General features: G+C 71.8%; 15 protein-coding genes. 6 read left to right on the forward strand and 9 right to left on the reverse strand.

The window, feature by feature from the left end; translation table 11 throughout:
- The first annotated feature begins 20 nt into the window (after positions 1-20).
- Entirely contained in the window at positions 21-1,454 is a 1,434-nt protein-coding gene (locus ACWCV9_RS05450; protein WP_450784397.1) for a cytosine permease, read from the forward strand.
- 113 nt (positions 1,455-1,567) lie between these two features.
- Here the strand turns inward: ACWCV9_RS05450 and ACWCV9_RS05455 are convergent, their stop codons facing one another.
- From ACWCV9_RS05455 to ACWCV9_RS05470, 4 genes are all read right to left on the reverse strand, one after another.
- Complete coding sequence (locus ACWCV9_RS05455; protein WP_385839783.1) at positions 1,568-2,656, reverse strand: branched-chain amino acid aminotransferase; 1,089 nt, start codon at positions 2,654-2,656, stop codon at positions 1,568-1,570.
- 244 nt (positions 2,657-2,900) lie between these two features.
- The gene (locus ACWCV9_RS05460; protein ID WP_385839784.1) at positions 2,901-3,944 is read right to left on the reverse strand and encodes a 3-isopropylmalate dehydrogenase; all 1,044 of its coding nucleotides are present in this window, start codon (positions 3,942-3,944) and stop codon (positions 2,901-2,903) included.
- 77 nt (positions 3,945-4,021) lie between these two features.
- Complete coding sequence (locus ACWCV9_RS05465) at positions 4,022-4,153, reverse strand: hypothetical protein (protein ID WP_385839785.1); 132 nt, start codon at positions 4,151-4,153, stop codon at positions 4,022-4,024.
- 228 nt (positions 4,154-4,381) lie between these two features.
- Positions 4,382-5,290 (reverse strand): LysR family transcriptional regulator, encoded by a 909-nt coding sequence (locus ACWCV9_RS05470; RefSeq protein ID WP_450784398.1) that lies wholly within the window; start codon positions 5,288-5,290, stop codon positions 4,382-4,384.
- Positions 5,291-5,393: 103 nt separating this feature from the next.
- Here ACWCV9_RS05470 and ACWCV9_RS05475 point away from each other — a divergent pair, with 103 nt between their 5' ends.
- The 3 genes from ACWCV9_RS05475 to ACWCV9_RS05485 all read left to right on the forward strand — a co-directional run bounded on the left by ACWCV9_RS05475 (position 5,394) and on the right by ACWCV9_RS05485 (position 7,941).
- On the forward strand, positions 5,394-6,389 hold the full coding sequence (locus ACWCV9_RS05475) for an NADP-dependent oxidoreductase (protein ID WP_450784399.1): 996 nt from the start codon (positions 5,394-5,396) through the stop codon (positions 6,387-6,389).
- A gap of 60 nt (positions 6,390-6,449) precedes the next feature.
- Positions 6,450-7,370: an alpha/beta fold hydrolase gene (locus ACWCV9_RS05480; RefSeq protein WP_450784400.1), complete on the forward strand. Its 921-nt coding sequence runs from the start codon at positions 6,450-6,452 to the stop codon at positions 7,368-7,370.
- Between the two features lie 163 nt (positions 7,371-7,533).
- Positions 7,534-7,941, forward strand: coding sequence for a hypothetical protein (locus ACWCV9_RS05485; RefSeq protein WP_385839788.1), 408 nt, complete (start codon positions 7,534-7,536; stop codon positions 7,939-7,941).
- A gap of 84 nt (positions 7,942-8,025) precedes the next feature.
- Here ACWCV9_RS05485 and pruA read toward each other — a convergent pair whose 3' ends face one another.
- The gene (pruA, locus tag ACWCV9_RS05490; protein WP_450784401.1) at positions 8,026-9,657 is read right to left on the reverse strand and encodes an L-glutamate gamma-semialdehyde dehydrogenase; all 1,632 of its coding nucleotides are present in this window, start codon (positions 9,655-9,657) and stop codon (positions 8,026-8,028) included.
- A gap of 49 nt (positions 9,658-9,706) precedes the next feature.
- A complete protein-coding gene (locus ACWCV9_RS05495) occupies positions 9,707-10,633 on the reverse strand; it encodes a proline dehydrogenase family protein (RefSeq protein WP_450784402.1) in 927 nt (308 codons plus the stop codon).
- Positions 10,634-10,797: 164 nt separating this feature from the next.
- Here ACWCV9_RS05495 and ACWCV9_RS05500 point away from each other — a divergent pair, with 164 nt between their 5' ends.
- Together ACWCV9_RS05500 and ACWCV9_RS05505 are read left to right on the forward strand one after the other, a co-directional pair.
- Positions 10,798-12,009, forward strand: a complete 1,212-nt coding sequence (locus ACWCV9_RS05500) for a PucR family transcriptional regulator (RefSeq protein WP_385839791.1) — start codon at positions 10,798-10,800, stop codon at positions 12,007-12,009.
- Between the two features lie 58 nt (positions 12,010-12,067).
- Positions 12,068-12,853, forward strand: a complete 786-nt coding sequence (locus ACWCV9_RS05505; RefSeq protein WP_450784403.1) for a hypothetical protein — start codon at positions 12,068-12,070, stop codon at positions 12,851-12,853.
- Positions 12,854-12,884: 31 nt separating this feature from the next.
- Here the strand turns inward: ACWCV9_RS05505 and ACWCV9_RS05510 are convergent, their stop codons facing one another.
- The 3 genes from ACWCV9_RS05510 to ACWCV9_RS05520 all read right to left on the reverse strand — a co-directional run bounded on the left by ACWCV9_RS05510 (position 12,885) and on the right by ACWCV9_RS05520 (position 16,041).
- The gene (locus ACWCV9_RS05510) at positions 12,885-14,963 is read right to left on the reverse strand and encodes a tetratricopeptide repeat protein (RefSeq protein WP_450784404.1); all 2,079 of its coding nucleotides are present in this window, start codon (positions 14,961-14,963) and stop codon (positions 12,885-12,887) included.
- A complete protein-coding gene (locus tag ACWCV9_RS05515) occupies positions 14,956-15,384 on the reverse strand; it encodes a hypothetical protein (RefSeq protein WP_450784405.1) in 429 nt (142 codons plus the stop codon). Before ACWCV9_RS05515 ends, ACWCV9_RS05510 begins: the two co-directional genes overlap by 8 nt.
- Positions 15,385-15,450: 66 nt before the next feature.
- Positions 15,451-16,041, reverse strand: coding sequence for a TetR/AcrR family transcriptional regulator (locus ACWCV9_RS05520; protein WP_385839795.1), 591 nt, complete (start codon positions 16,039-16,041; stop codon positions 15,451-15,453).
- Positions 16,042-16,109 lie beyond the last annotated feature (68 nt).

The raw sequence follows: 16,109 nt of genomic DNA on the forward strand, positions 1-16,109 counted from the left end.
CTTGTCGAAGGAGACCAGCCATGCCGATAGAACAACGCGGAGTCGACACCATCCCGGACGAGGAGCGCACCAGCGGACCCCGCGACCTCGTCTCGATCCTGCTCGGCTCCAACCTCTGCCTCGGGGTGATCATCTTCGGCTGGCTGCCGCCGTCGTTCGGGCTCGGCTGGTGGGCGTCGGTCAGCTCGATCGTGGCCGGCACGGCCGTCGGTACGGCCGTGACGGCGCCGCTCGCCCTGATCTCGCTGCGCACCGCGACCAACCTCTCCACCTCCTCCGGCGCCCAGTTCGGCGTCCGGGGCCGGCTGGTCGGCTCGGTCGTCGGTCTGCTGCTCGCCCTCGGCTACACCGCGCTGACGGTGTGGATCGGCGGCGATGTGATGCTCGGCGTGCTCGGGCGGATGTTCGGGGTGCCGGCGGACGGGGTGTCGTACGCGATCGTCTACGCCCTGCTCGCCGGGGCCACCGTCGCGGGCGCGGTGTACGGCTACCGGGTGCTGCTCAACATGTCCAAGGTGCTGTCCATCGGCATGACCGTGCTGCTGCTGCTCGGCGTCTTCGCCTACGCCCCGCACTTCGGCACCGCCGCGCTGCCCGAGGCCGGCGGCTATCTGCTGGGCTCCTTCTGGCCGACCTGGTTCCTGGCGGCCGTCGCCGCCGGCCTGTCCGGGCCCATCGCCTTCATCACCCTGCTCGGCGACTACACCCGCTACATGTCCCCCGCCCGCAACTCCAACCGCCGGGTGCTGCGGGCCACCTGGCTGGGGCTGATCCTGGGCCTGCTGGTGCCGCAGCTGTTCGGCACGTTCACCGCGTACGGCGCCCACGCCGCCCTCGACTACGCCGGTCCGCTGGTCCAGGCCTCCCCCACCTGGTACCTGGTCCCGCTGCTGCTGTCCGCCTCGGGCGGGTCGGTCGGCAACGCGGGTCTGATGCTGTACTCCATGGGCCTGGACCTGGACGCGATCCTGCCGAAGGCGTCCCGGGCCCGCGCCACCTACACGGTCGCGATCGTCGCCACGGCCTGTGTCTTCGCCGGCCACTACGCCTGGAACGCCCAGTCGGCGATGACGTCCTTCGTGCTGCTGCTCACCGCCATCGGCACCCCGTGGGCCGTCATCACCCTGATCGGCTTCGTCCGCTGCCGCGGGGTGTACGACGCCGACGCCCTCCAGGTCTTCAACCGCCGTTCCCGGGGCGGGATCTACTGGTACAGGGCCGGCTGGAACATCCGGGCGACCCTCTCCTGGGCCCTCGGCGCCGGCGTCGGCCTCCTGGCCGTCTCCCTGCCCTCGTACCAGGGCCCCCTACTGCACCTCACCGGCGGCGTGGACTGCAGCTTCCTGCTCTCGGGCGCGGTCGGCGGCCTGATCTACCTGATCCTGACCCGAGGCCAGGAAAGCCCAAGGGCCACCTCGGACACGGAACAATCCGAAGCAGCCCTGAGCGCATAGGAGCGCCAGAGGGGCGCGGGGCCCTGTCGATATGCGGCTCCGCCGCGGGGCGCGACCAGCCACAGCGGCGCTACAGCCGAACTCGGACAGATCGCGCCCCAACGGCCAAGCCGTCAGCCGACCCGATGCATCCAGCCGTGCTTGTCCTCCACATTCCCCCGCTGGATGCCCAGCAGCGCGTCCCGCAGGCGCAGGGTGACCTCGCCCGGGTTGCCGTCGCCGTGCGTCCACTCGTCGGTCTTCGTCTTGACGTGACCGATCGGCGTGACCACGGCGGCGGTGCCGCACGCGAAGACCTCGGTGAGGGCGCCGGACGCGGCGTCCGCCCGCCACTGCTCCAGGGTGATCACACCCTCCTCGGCGGTGTAGCCGAGGTCGCGGGCGACCTGGAGCAGGGAGTCGCGGGTGATGCCCTCCAGGATCGAGCCGGTCAGCTCGGGGGTGACGATCCGGTCGCCGTAGACGAAGGCGACGTTCATGCTGCCGCTCTCCTCGACCTTGGTGCGGGTGGCCGCGTCGAGGTAGACGACCTGGTGGCAGCCGTGTGCGGCGGCCTCGGCCTGGGGCAGCAGGGACGCGGCGTAGTTGCCGCCGGTCTTGGCGTCGCCGGTGCCGCCGGGGACGGCGCGGACGTGGTCCTCGGCGACCCAGATGGTGACCGGCTTGACGCCGCCGGGGAAGTACGCGCCGGAGGGGGAGGCGATCAGCATGAAGAGGTACTCGTTCGCCGGGTGGACACCGAGCGCGGCCTCCGTCGCGAACATGAACGGCCGCAGGTAGAGCGCCTGCTCACCGCCGTGCGGCGGGACCCAGTCGGCGTCCTGGGTGAGCAGCGCGTCCAGCGCGGCGATGAACAGCTCCTCGGGCAGCTCGGCCATGGCCATGCGGCGGGCGGAGTGCCGGAAGCGGCGGGCGTTCGCCTCGGGACGGAACAGGGCGACCGAGCCGTCGGGCTGGCGGTAGGCCTTCAGACCCTCGAAGATCTCCTGGCCGTAGTGCAGGACATGGGTGGAGGGGTCCAGGGAGATCGGCCCGTACGGGACGAGCTGGGCGTCGTGCCAGCCGCGGCCCTCGGTCCACTTGATCGTCACCATGTGGTCGGTGAAGTGGCGGCCGAATCCCGGGTCGGCCAGGATCGCCTCGCGCTCGGCGGCGGCGAGGGGGCTGGCGGAGGGCTTGAGCTCGATCGTGGGCGTCGTCATGAGTGGTTGTCCTTCACCGGTTGTAGTGACGGGCCGCGCACCCTCCCGGCGCCTGCCTTGCGGCGGGTGCTAGGACGTCCGAGCATTCCCTCATACCGCGGCTCCGCGTCCGATTATCGCGCGGAGGCTGCGGGGTCAGGATCCGGGGTGAAGCGGCCCAAGGGTCGATGGTGGCACCCGGCGGGGACAGGGGGAAGCCGCCGGGCGATCGGTGACCCGGCGGCTTGAGGGGTGGAGCGCCGGATCAGCCGGCTACTCGCGCGGCGAGCGCGTCGCCGATCTCGGAGGTCGAGCGGGCGGGCCGGCCCGCGCGCTCGGTGAGGTCGGCGGCGACCGCGGTGTCGATGCGGTCGGCCTCGGCGTCGTAGCCGAGGTGGCGCAGCAGCAGGGCGACGGAGAGGACCGTGGCGGTCGGGTCCGCCTTGCCCTGCCCTGCGATGTCCGGGGCCGAGCCGTGGACCGGCTCGAACATGGACGGGAACTCCCGGCTGGGGTTGATGTTGCCGGAGGCGGCCACACCGATGCCGCCGGAGACGGCCGCGGCGAGGTCGGTGATGATGTCGCCGAAGAGGTTGTCGGTGACGATGACGTCGAAGCGCTCGGGCTGGGTGACCAGGAAGATCGTCGCGGCGTCGACGTGCAGGTAGTCGGTGGTGACCTCGGGGAACTCCTTGGCCACCTTGGTGAAGATGTCCGTCCACAGGTGCCCGGCGAAGGTCAGCACGTTGTTCTTGTGGACCAGCGTGAGCTTCTTGCGCGGGCGGGCCTGGGCGCGGGCGAAGGCATCGCGGACCACGCGCTCGACACCGTAGGCGGTGTTGACGGAGACCTCGGTGGCGACCTCGTGCTCGGTGCCCTTGCGGATGGTGCCGCCGTTGCCGGTGTAGGGGCCCTCGGTGCCCTCGCGGACGACCACGAAGTCGATCTCGGGCTGGCCGGCCAGCGGGGTCGCGACGCCGGGGAGCAGCTTGCTCGGCCGCAGGTTGACGTGGTGGTCGAAGGCGAAGCGGAGCTTGAGCAGGAAGCCGCGCTCCAGGACGCCGGAGGGGACCGACGGGTCGCCGATGGCGCCGAGGAGGATCGCGTCGTGCTGCTTCAGCTGCGCCAGGTCCGCGTCGGTGAGGGTCTCACCGGTGGCGTGGTAGCGCTTGGCGCCGAAGTCGAACTCCTTCGTCTCCAGCTTCACATCCTGCGGCAGGACGGCGGAGAGGACCTTGAGACCCTCGGCCACGACCTCCTGGCCGATGCCGTCACCGGGGATCACTGCGAGATTGATGCTGCGAGACATGCGGGCACCCTACTCCTCGTCCCAGGTGATGACACGGCGCGTCCACCATACGGACGACCGAGGCGGCGTCGGCCGGCTCAGTGGCCGGTCTCGCCGCCGTTGTCACGGCGGTCGAGGGCCCGCTGGAGGGCGGCGGCGGCGTTCTTGCGGTCGGACTCGCTCGCGTGGGACACGTGGCGGACGCGGCGGCGGACGGTCGTCTCGGCCATGGGAATCGACTCCTTCGCAAACGCGGAGCACAAGAAGGTCATGAGGGGTTGCGAGACGCCGGAAGGGGCGGAGAGCGGCGGACCGCAGGGGTTGCCTGCACGGGCCCGGCTCACGACCGCCATTCGCTGGATCGAGCGATACGTTCGGCTCCTACAAAACTAAGGGAGCCGGCCGCCGCTGTCTGCACAATTACTCGGACTTCCTACTATCTGAGACGGCGAACCGGCTCACGCCGCCCTGAGCTGGGCTTTCGTGCGTTCGGGTGTGCTGTGGCCCAGGGTGCGCAGGGTGCGGATCAGGGCCCGTACGGCGGTGGTGCCGGCGAGTTCGGCGGTGGTGACGTAGCCGACGGAGCGATACGGCCGCGCCGGGCCGAGGTCGGTGACCGCCACGCTGGGCGGAGCGGCGGCGAGCGACAGCTCCGGCATGATCGCCATGCCGAGCCCGCTGCCCACCATGGACAGCACCGCCCCGTCGTCCTCGGCCCGCACGGTGGCCGCCGGGATCCAGTCCTGGGCGGCCCACCAGTCGCGCGTGTAGGAGCCGCAGTTCTCCGTCCAGTCGACGAGCGGCAGGCTGCGCGGCGCCGGGTGCCCCGCCGGGGCCACCAGGGAGTACGGCTCCTCCAGCAGCACATCGCCGACCAGCCCGGCGGGGAAGGGCCCGTTGAGGGTGGCGATCCCGACGTCGGCCCGGCCGGCCGCGACCTCGCCCGCCGCGCCGGCGCCCACCTCCCGTACGACGTTCACCTCGACCTCGATGCCGGGGTGCAGGGCGCCCAGCCGCTCCAGGGCGGGCGGGAGCAGATGCAGCGCCGCGCTGCGGAAGGCGGCGATCCGCAGCGGCCCGGAGATCCCCCCGCCGTCCGCGGCGCGGACGTCCGCGGCCAGCGCGTCCAGCATCCGCAGCACCCGCCGGGCATGCGCCGCGGCCCGCTCGCCGGCGGCCGTGGGCCGGGCGCCGAACCGGCCCCGCTCGAAGAGCACCGCACCGAGTTTCCGCTCGATCCCGCGCACGGCGTGCGAGACGGCGGACTGGGTGGCGCCGAGCCGGCCGGCCGCGGCCGAGAATCCTCCCTCGTCGGCCACGGCGACCAGGATTCTCAGCTCCTGCGGGGCAAGGTCGGCTGTGCTCAATTCGGGGCTCCCACCTGGGTGTATGAGGGTGTCTCATGGATCGGCGCGTTCCATGAGCGCAACCCTCTGCCCGGCCCCGGCATTCCTGCCTAGCGTCCCGTCCATGACCGAAACAGCGCTCACCGTCCAGCAGACCGCCCGCCCCACCGGCTTCCCCACCGCGGACCACTTCCGCTTCGCCGAGTCCCCGGTCCCCGAACCGGCCCCCGGCACCGCCCTGGTGGAGAACCTCTACTGGTCCGTGGACCCCTACCACCGCGAGATGATGGACGGTGAGTTCGCGCTCGGCGCCCCGCTGGAGGGCCGCACGCTCGGCCGGGTCGTCGCCTCCCGCACGCCGGCGCTGCCCGAGGGCGAGGTCGTCTTCCACCGCCAGGGCTGGCGCACCCATGCCGTGGTCCGCCCGGAGGAGGTGCGCCGGCTCCCCCACCACCCGGGCGTGCCGCTGTCCGCGTATCTGAGCGTGCTGGGCGGCACCGGCCTCACCGCGTATGTCGCCCTCACCCGGATCGCCCGGCTGCGCGAGGGCGAGGACCTGTTCGTCTCCGGCGCCGCGGGCGGGGTGGGCACGGCGGTCGGCCGCTTCGCCCGGCTGCTCGGCGCGGGCCGGCTCACCGGCAGCGCGGGCAGCCCGCAGAAGGCGGCGTACCTGACCGAACAGGTCGGCTACGACACGGTCTTCGACTACCACACCGCCCCGGTCGCCGACCTGCTGGCCGAGGCCGCGCCCTCGGGCGTCGACGTGTTCGTCGACAACGTCGGCGGCGAGCACCTCGGCGCGGGGATCGACGCGCTGCGCGACCGGGGCCGGGTGGTGCGGATCGGCACGATCAGCCAGTACAACACCCCGGACGCGCCGCCGGTCGTCTTCGACCACGCCGCCGTGGTGGAGAAGCGGCTGCGCATCGAGGGCTTCCTGGTCCGCGACCACACGCATCTCCAGGAGGAGTTGTACGACTTCGCCGTGCCGCATCTGCGCAGCGGGGCGCTGACGGCGGACGAGACGGTGGTCGACGGGTTCGAGCGGATCGTGGAGGCGTTCCTGCGGATGCTGCGCGGGGGCAACACGGGAAAGATGCTCGTCCGCGCGACCCCCTGAGGCTTCCTAACCGTTCATTTCCACTTGACCAGTTAGACATGGGCGTGCTGCACTGCTCCCATGCCGACGCACCGCATCCACCACCGCACCGTGACCGTCCGTGGCCTCGACGTGTACTACCGCGAGGCCGGTCCCGCCGATGCCCCCGTGCTGCTGCTCCTGCACGGCTTCCCCAGCAGCTCGCACATGTTCCGCGACCTGATCCCGCTGCTCGCCGACCGGTACCGGGTGATCGCCCCGGACCACATCGGCTTCGGCCGCTCGGCGGCGCCGGACGCGACCGGGTTTTCGTACACCTTCGCGGAACTGGCTGCGATCACCGGCGAGTTCACCGAGCTGCTGGGCCTGGACCGGTTCGCCCTCTACATCCAGGACTACGGCGCCCCGATCGGCCTGCGTCTCGCCCTCGCCCACCCCGACCGGGTCACCGCGATCGTCACGCAGAACGGCAACGCCTACGAGGAAGGGCTCGGCGCCGAGGCCTGGGCGCCGGTGCTGGCCCTGATCGAGAAGCGGACGCCCGAGACCGAGGCGGCGGTGCGCCAGATCTACACCCTGGACGGGATCAAGTGGCAGTATCTGCACGGCGTTCCGGACCCCTCGCTGGTCAGCCCCGACGCCTACGAGCACGACGCCGCCCGCCTCGCCCGCCCCGGCCAGGCGGAGATCCAGCTGGACCTGATCTCCGACTACGGCAGCAACTTCGCGCTCTACCCGGCCTTCCACGCGTACTTCCGCGAGAGCCGGGTCCCGCTGCTCGCGGTGTGGGGCGCCCACGACGAGATCTTCGTGCCGGAGGGCGCCCTCGCCTACCGCCGCGACCTGCCCCAGGCGGAGATCCATCTGCTGCCGGCCGGCCACTTCGCCCTGGAGACCCACGCGGACCAGATCGCCGCGCTCATCCGGGACTTTCTCGGCCGGTGCCTGGTCAGCGGGGCTGCGGTTGCAGCCGGGGCCGGGGTGTTGCAGCGTGGTGTGTGAACGGATGGGGCTGACGGGGCTGCTGTGACACCGCGCGGCAGTGACATCCAGGCCGACGCGACGGCCGACCCCGCGGACATCCCCACCAGCAGAGCGCCCGTCCCCAGCGCGACGCGCGCATGCGGCCCCATCACACACCCGCACACCATGAGCAGGTGGTGACATGCCCACGAACACATCGCGCATCGTCCACAGGTCCCGCGCCGTGGCGGTCCTCGCCACGGCCACCGTCGGAAGTCTGCTGGTCGTGGGACCGGCACACTCGGCAACCACCACGGGAACCGTGTCCTACTCCGGCACGGCGAGTTGCGCGACGAGGTTCCCGAACACCGTACCCACCGAGATCACGCTGAACGCCGGGCAGGGCCCCGCGGCGGACAGCGTGGACAACAACGACCAGTCGAGCGGCGCGTACGGTCCGGTCGACCTCACCGTCCCGGTGAACAAGGCGTTCACCCTCCGCGTCACCGTGAACTGCGAGACCTCGGGCGGCACGACGCACAGCTTCCACCCGAGCGTCAAGCAGAGCGGCCTCAAGGACGGGAAGGACATCACCCTGAACTTCTCGTAGGGGCGGCGTGGCCGGACATGGCGACGGGCCGGCAGACCTGCTCCGAGGCAGGCCTGCCGGCCCGTGACATGGGGGGGCCGGGGATCAGCCCATGTGCGGGTACGCGTAGTCGGTCGGCGGGACCAGGGTCTCCTTGATGGCGCGGGTCAGCGTCCAGCGCAGCAGGTTCTGCGGGGCACCGGCCTTGTCGTTGGTGCCGGAGGCACGGCCGCCGCCGAAGGGCTGCTGGCCGACGACGGCGCCGGTCGACTTGTCGTTGATGTAGAAGTTGCCGGCCGCGTAGCGCAGCTTCTCCATCGTGTAGGCCGCCGCGGCACGGTCGTTGGAGATGACCGAGCCGGTGAGGGCGTAGTCGGACACCGACTCCATCTGGGTCAGCATCTCGTCGTACTTCTCGTCCTCGTAGACGTACACCGCGAGGATCGGGCCGAAGTACTCGGTCGTGAAGACCTCGTTCTCCGGGTCGGTGCACTCGATGACGGTCGGGCGGACGAAGTAGCCGACCGAGTCGTCGTAGGTGCCGCCCGCGACGATCGTGCACGCCGGGTCCTGCTTGGCGCGGTCGATCGCGGCCTTGTTCTTGGCGAACGAGCGCTCGTCGATCACGGCGCCCATGAAGTTCGACAGGTCGGTGACGTCACCCATGGTGAGGTAGTCGACCTCGGCGGCGAACTCCTCCTTGAAGCCGCTGTTCCAGATCGACGCCGGGATGTACGCGCGGGAGGTGGCGCTGCACTTCTGGCCCTGGTACTCGAAGGCACCGCGGGTCAGGGCCGTCTTCAGCACCGCGCGGTCGGCCGACGGGTGGGCGACCACGAAGTCCTTGCCGCCGGTCTCGCCGACCAGACGCGGGTACGAGCGGTACTTCTCGATGTTGGTGCCGACCGTCTTCCACAGGTACTGGAAGGTCTTGGTGGAACCGGTGAAGTGGATGCCGGCCAGGTCGCGGTGGTGCAGGGCGACCTCGGAGACGGCGATGCCGTCGCCGGTGACCAGGTTGATGACGCCCTTGGGCAGGCCCGCCTCCTCCAGCAGCTGCATCAGCAGGACGGCCGCGTGGGTCTGGGTCGGGGACGGCTTCCAGACCACCACGTTGCCCATGAGGGCCGGGGCGGTGGGCAGGTTCGCGGCGATCGCCGAGAAGTTGAACGGCGTGATCGCGTAGACGAAGCCCTCCAGCGGGCGGTGGTCCAGGCGGTTCCACACACCCGGGGAGTTCGCCGGCGGCTGCTCGGCGAGGATCTGCCGGGCGTAGTGCACGTTGAAGCGCCAGAAGTCGACCAGCTCACAGGGGCTGTCGATCTCCGCCTGCTGGGCGGTCTTGGACTGGCCCAGCATGGTGGAGGCGGCGATGGTCTCGCGCCACGGACCGGCCAGCAGCTCGGCGGCGCGCAGGATGATCGCGGCACGGTCGTCGAAGGCCATCGCACGCCAGGCCGGCGCGGCGGCCAGGGCCGCGTCGATGGCGTCCTGGGCGTCCGCCTGCGTGGCGTGCCGGCCGGTGCCGATGACGGCCTTGTGGTTGTGCGGCTGGACCACCTGGAACGGCTCGCCGCCGCCCATCCGCTTCTCGCCGCCGATGGTCATCGGCAGGTCGATCGGGTTCTCGGCCAGCTCCTTGAGCTTGACCTCGAGGCGGGCGCGCTCGGGCGAGCCGGGGGCGTAGCCGTGCACCGGCTCGTTGACGGGGGTGGGGACCTGGGTCACAGCGTCCATGAGATCCGAACTCCTTGTGCGTGAGCGGGTGGTGGGGCTTGGGGGCGGCTCAGCCCTTGCTGACCATCGAGCGGAGGAAGAAGCGGAGGTTGGCCGGCTTCTCCGCGAGACGGCGCATGAAGTAGCCGTACCAGTCGGTGCCGTAGGCGGTGTAGACGCGCATGCGGTGGCCCTCGGCGGCCAGTCGCAGGTGCTCGTCGCCGCGGATGCCGTACAGCATCTGGAACTCGTACTCGTCGAGCTTGCGGCCGGCCTTGTGGGCCAGCTCCTGGGCGATGGAGATCAGGCGCGGGTCGTGGGACCCGATCATCGGGTAGCCCTCGCCCTCCATCAGGATCCGCAGGATGCGGACGTACGCCTTGTCGATCTCGTGCTTCTGCTGGTACGCGACCTCGGCGGGCTCCTTGTAGGCGCCCTTGACCAGGCGGACGCGGCTGCCGGACTCGGCCAGCCGGCGGGCGTCGGCCTCGGTGCGGAAGAGGTAGGCCTGGATGACGCAGCCGGTCTGCGGGAAGTCCTTCCGCAGCTCCTCGTGGATGGCGAACATCGAGTCGAGGGTGGTGTGGTCCTCGGCGTCGAGCGTGACCGTCGTACCGATGGCGGCGGCGGCCTCGACGACCGGGCGGACGTTGGCGAGCGCCAGCTCGTGGCCGCCGGGCAGCGCCTGGCCGAACATGGAGAGCTTGACGGACATCTCGACGCGCGCGCCGAGGTCCAGCTCCTTGAGGTGGTCGATGAGCGCGAGGTAGGCGTCCCGGGCGGCGGTGGCCTGCTCGGGGGTGGTGATGTCCTCGCCGACGACGTCCATCGTCAGCTCCAGACCCTTGGCCGTCAGGTCCTTGATGATCGGGACGATGTCGGCCACCGTCTCGCCGGGGATGAAGCGGTCGACGACCTGCTTCGTCACCGGGGCCGCCGAGATCAGGCGTCGCATCCGGTCGCTTCGCGACGCGGCGAGAATCACGGGACCCAGCACGGGGCACCTCCACAGACAAGCACCAAAACGGCCATCACCCGACGCTTCGGGTACGGCACGGAGAACCACCGTGAAACCTAAGGATCCCTCCGATCCTCGGCCATCGACAGCTGTCACGCATCCGTGCACGGGATCTCAGACAGATGTATGAAGCCCCTGCGGAAATGCGGGAGAATGCCCGGGTGACGGCCGAATACAGGGGTGACTACCAGGAACTGGTCGATGAGATCTCGGAGCTGCTGGGCGCGCCGGCGACCCTGGAGAACCGGGACTTCGAGCTGATCGCCTTCGGGGCGTACGACAGCGAGGGCGACCTCGATCCCTCGGCCCTGGACCCGGTCCGGACCCGCTCCATCCTGACCCGGCGCTCCACGGCGGCGGTCCGGGCCTGGTTCGAGGGGTTCGGCATCGCCCGGGCGACCGGGCCGGTGCGGATCCCGCCGACCCCGGCGGCGGGGGTGTACCGCGGCCGGATCTGCCTGCCCGCCCGCCACCGGGGTGTCGTCCTCGGCTATGTCTGGCTGCTGGAGGACGACCCCGGTCCGACGGACGCCCAGCTGGCGGCGGCCATGGCGGTGACGGCCCGGATCGGCGCGCTGCTCGCCGACGAGGCACAGCACGGCGCCGATCTGACCCGGGAGTTCCGGGCGGTGCTGAGCACCGAGCCGGGCTGGCGGCAGGACATGGCGGTGGGCGCGCTGCGCACCGCCCTGGGCCCGCGCGGACAGGGCCCGCACGCCGTGGTCTGTGTCGCCCCCTGGCCCTCGGCCGACCCCGACGACGCGCCGTCGGCCCGTACGGTGCCGCACGCGACGGCGCTGTGCACGGTGCCGTGGGAGGGGGACGCCAAGGGCGGTGCGGCGGCGGGGCCGGGGCAGCAGTGTCTGGCCGTGCTGGTGCGGCTGCGCTCGACGGACGTACTGGCCCCGGCGCTGACGGCCGCCTCGCGGCTGCTGCGGGAGGGCGCCCGCGCGGCCGGGGTCGGCGAGGTCCGGGCCGGCCTGGCCGAGCTGGGCGTGGCCTGGCAGGAGGCGTCGGCGGCGGCCCGGGCCGCGCTCGCCGAGCCCCGGCTCGGACCGGTCGCGGAGTGGTCCCGGATCGGCCCCTACCGGCTGCTCACCTCGCTGCCCGCCCGGGTGACCCACGACCCGGCCGTGGCACCGCTCCTCGCCCCCGCCCACCAGGAACTGGCCCGGACCGCGGAGGCCTACCTGGACCACGCCGGCCAGGCCGGCCGCACCGCCGCCGCCCTCGGCGTCCACCGCCAGACCCTCTACTACCGGCTGTCCCGCGTGGAACAGCTGACGGGCCTGGACCTGGACGACGGGGAGGACCGGCTGCTGCTGCACATGGCCCTGAAGGGGGCACGGCTGTAGCCGGGCCTCTTCCTGTCATGCCCGGGCCCGGCGCCGGGGCCCGTGTCAGGATGCGTCCATGTGGCTGAAGGAGCAGATACTCGGGATCCTCTCCACGGCATCCCCGGCACACCCGCCGGTGCTGGTCCGGGCGTGGACGGAACCGGTCCACCTGAACGACCCCGAGCCGGTCGGTCATCGTTCGCTGCTCCTCGCCGCCCTGGACGGAGCCGGTTCGCCCGGCGTCGACGCCGTACGGGACGCCTTCCGGGCGGCCGGGTGGGAGACGGCCGGCCGGGGAGCGGTCCGGCACGGGGACCACTCGGCCGAGATCCGTCAGGGCCGGGGCCCGGCGGTCCTGATGTGCACCGCCTGGTCGCCCGTGGTGTTCCCGGCGCGGGCGCTGGGGCAGCCCTGGTACACCCTCAGCACGGTCGACGGCGTGCTCTGCGACACCTGCCACGGCTGGGGAGCCTGCATGGACTGCGAGGGCACCGGCCGCGACCCGGGCAATCCCCGGAGCTACGGCCGCTGCTGGTGCTACGCGAGCAACTACGGCCCCGGCACCTGCGTCGAGTGCGAGGGGAAGGGCGCCATCACCGCGTCCTCGCTGGAGCGCAAGCGCCGGCCGTATCCCCGGCTCACCGACGGATACGTCCCCGATCCCGAGCGCGAGACGGGGCATGACACCAATCTCGGCGCGTTCGTGGACGTGGTGCACCGCGCCTGCGTGTGCGGGGAGTTCCGCTGCCGCTGGGACAACACCGTGACCCGGACGGACAGCGGCCTGCACTCCCTCTTCACCGGCCTGTGCCCCGCCTGCGGCGAGCGGCGCGGCTACGCCTTCGCCCTGCCGGCCGGGTAGGACCGGCCGGCGGCTTGCCGCCAGGGCGCCCTCACCCGTCAGCGGTGCGGCCCCGCCAGTGGTCCAGGCTGTCCTCGATGAGCCGGAGGTCCACCTCGTCGAAGCCCAGCTCGCGCAGGTCCTGGCCGAGCAGTTCCTGGTACGCGGCGGCGGCCCCGGCCGCGTCACCCGCCCTGCCGCGCAGCATCGCGACGAGCCAGAGGGTGGTGAGGGTGTCCGGGTGGCCGAGGCCGCGGATGCGCCGGTGTTCGGCGAGGCGAGCCTCGTAGGCGGCGAGCGTGTCGGGGTGGCCGGGGCTGAGCACGGGCTCCTGCTGGGCCAGCAGCTGGGCCTCGACGGCGGCCGCTCCCTCGGGGTCCCCCGCCCGCTCGCGCCAGTGGGCGAGGCTCTTGCGGGTGGCGACCGTGGCGGAGTGCCCGGGGCCGAGGGCGCGCTCGTAGGCCGTCAGCAGCACCTGGAAGGTGTCCGCCGCCAGAGCCGCCTTGCCGGTCTGGCCGTACAGCCAGGCCAGTTCGTACCGGGTGTCCAGGGCTTCGGGGTGCTTGCGGCCGAGGACGCGTTCCTGGTCGGCGAGGAGTTCGAGGTAGGCGGTGATGGCGCCCTCGCGGTCGCCCGTGTCCGCCCGGAACCAGGCCAGGTTGTGCCGGACGGTGAAGGCGTGGAGGTGGTCGCGGCCCAGCGCCCGCTCGACGTCGCCGCGCAGCTCCTCCAGCGCGGCCACCACGCCCGCGGTGTCTCCGCTCTGGTACCGCAACTGCGCGAGGTTGGCGCGCGCGGCGAAGGTGTCGGGGGCGTCGGGCCCCTGCTCCCGCGTCACCCGGTCGAGCGTCTGCTGCCACTCGGCCAGGGCGATGGCCGCCAGTGGCTTTTCACCGGCCGGATCGACGGGGGTGCGCAGCGAGAGGACCCAGTCGGGGGTGTCCGTGCGCTGGTGGCGGCTCGTCGCCGGCAGGACGTCGTCGATGATGTGGATGCGCCAGCGGTGGTGCGCCTTGCGGTAGGAGACGTCCCGGTCGGCCCACATGAACGGCCCGTACGCGGCGGCGAGTTGCTCCTCGCGCATCCGCTGGACGTAGAGCTGGATCAGCGGGAGCCGGGCGGCGGTCGTCATCAGCCGCCGGGATGTGTCGTCGTCGCCGCGGCGGAAGGTGAGGTCCGCGAGAATGGCGACGGTGGAGTAGTAGGCCTCGCAGGCCTCGGTCGCGCGGCGCGCGCTGTGCCAGGCGGTGAGCCGCATCCGGGCCTGCCAGCGCCATGCCCGCACCGGGTGGCGCAGGGCGCGGGGCCGCTCGTTCAGCATGAACCACACGCCGAGGAAGTAGTTGAAGCAGGCGGTGAAGGTCGCGGCGTCGGCGATGAGTTCCTCGTTCTCCTCGTCGGTGACGCCGAGGGCCGCGGCGGTGTCCTGGGGGAGGAGCACCGGCGGGCCGGCGTGGTCCACCGGCCAGAGATGCCCGTACTGGATGTGGGTCAGTTCATGGGTGAGGGCGAAGGCGACCGCCGCGTCGTAGAAGTCGCGCGGCCCCCGGCCGTGCTGCCGTTCCCGGTCCTCGGCGGTGACCTCCATCGCGATGTCCAGCATGCTCGTCGGCGGGGGCGCTTCACCGTTCCCCTCCAGCGCACGGATGTACCGGCTGATGAACAGGTCGAGCGATTCGAAGGCGTGCATCGTCGCCTCCTCCCAGCCCTTGGGCAGCACTTCGGCCATGTAGGGGTGGGCGGTGTTCATCCCCCAGGCGATCTCGGCGCTCATCTGCACCACGAGCGGGGAGATGCCGATGAGCCAGCCGCCGGCCTCGCCGGGGTTGCGGAAGACCCGGGACTCCACGGCCATCGACGGCAGGACGAACGCCTCGACGGAGCGCGCCAGTTCCAGCGCCCGGGCGTGGTCCTCCGGGGGAAAGGTGCCCAGCAGCCCGTCCAGAAGCCCCCGGACCTGGCGTTGGGTGCGGTCGAAGTACATCTCCCAGGCCCGGTCCGGATCCTCCTCGCCGGTGATCCACCGCAGGAAGGAGAAGTCCGCGAAGGCCATGCTCATCTCGCGGGCCTCGGCCGCGAGCAGGGGATTCTGCTGCTCGCCGAAGAGGATGCTGCGCCCCGGGTCAGACACCGCCCGGTCCCCCGGCGGCACCGCCGGACCCGGTGTCCCCGCCGCGGGGCGGCAGCGCACCGGCGATGACGTCCGCCAGCCCGGCTCCGTCGCGCACGGTCACCTCGCCCGACTTGCCGCGCACCACCACGACACCGCGCGGCAGCGCCGGGTCCTGGCGGATGGTGAGCTGCCGCCCGATCGCGTCGACCACCACGCCCTTGCTCCACGCCTTGCGCAGGGTGTTGATCAGATAGGCGAGGGCGTGCGTCGCCACCGAGCCGATCATCAGCACGTCGCCCAGCGGAACGGTCCCGCGCGCGTCGACGCCCTTCCCGGCGCTCTCGGCGGCCGCGAACGCGGCCTCGGTCGCGGCCAGCGACTCCGCGTCGGCCGGAGCGAACACGTTCACCCGGACCCGCTCGACCCCGGCACTGTCCATCCGGCCCCCCGAAGACGCCCGCGAACCACTTCAAGTCGACTGTACTGGAAGGAGGTTCGCAAGGGATCAGCTCGGCTCGGCCGCCGCGAGGATCCGGCGCAGACCCTCGGTGAGCTGTTCGGCCCCGGTCGCCGAGTCGGGGTCGAACAGCCACTGGACCATCAGTCCGTTGAGCAGGGTCTGGTAGAAGCGGCCCTCGGTGTCGACGGCCGCGTCGTCCAGCTGATCCTCCGGCACGCCGTTGAACATCGACAGGATGCCCTTACGGCCCTCCACCTGGGCCTCCGCCAGGAGTCTGCGCACCTCCGGCAGCCGGTCGCCCTGGAAGAGCAGCTCGAAGCTGAGCAGCCAGATCGCCCGGGAGGCGGGCACCGCCCGGATGATGTCCGCCCACACCTCCTGGAACCGCGCCAGTGAGCCGGCGGGTGAGGTGACCTCGCCGCCGCTGCCCCAGCCGGGGTCGAAGCTCTCCCCCACGCCCTCGATCAGCGCCACATACGCCTGCGCCAGGAGCGCGTCCTTCGACCCGTAGTGGTAGCCGATCGAGGCCAGGTTGGTCCCCGACTCCTTGACGATGTCGCGTGCCGTCGTGCGCGCGAAGCCCTTCTCCAGCAGGCAGCGCTTGGCGCCTTCGAGCAGATCCTCACGGTGTCCCATGGCCTCACCCTACCCACGGTCCATACAGCCGTCATAGACGCGTGACTTATACAATCGTTCTAGACAGC

The organism is Streptomyces sp. NPDC001606 (assembly GCF_053596835.1).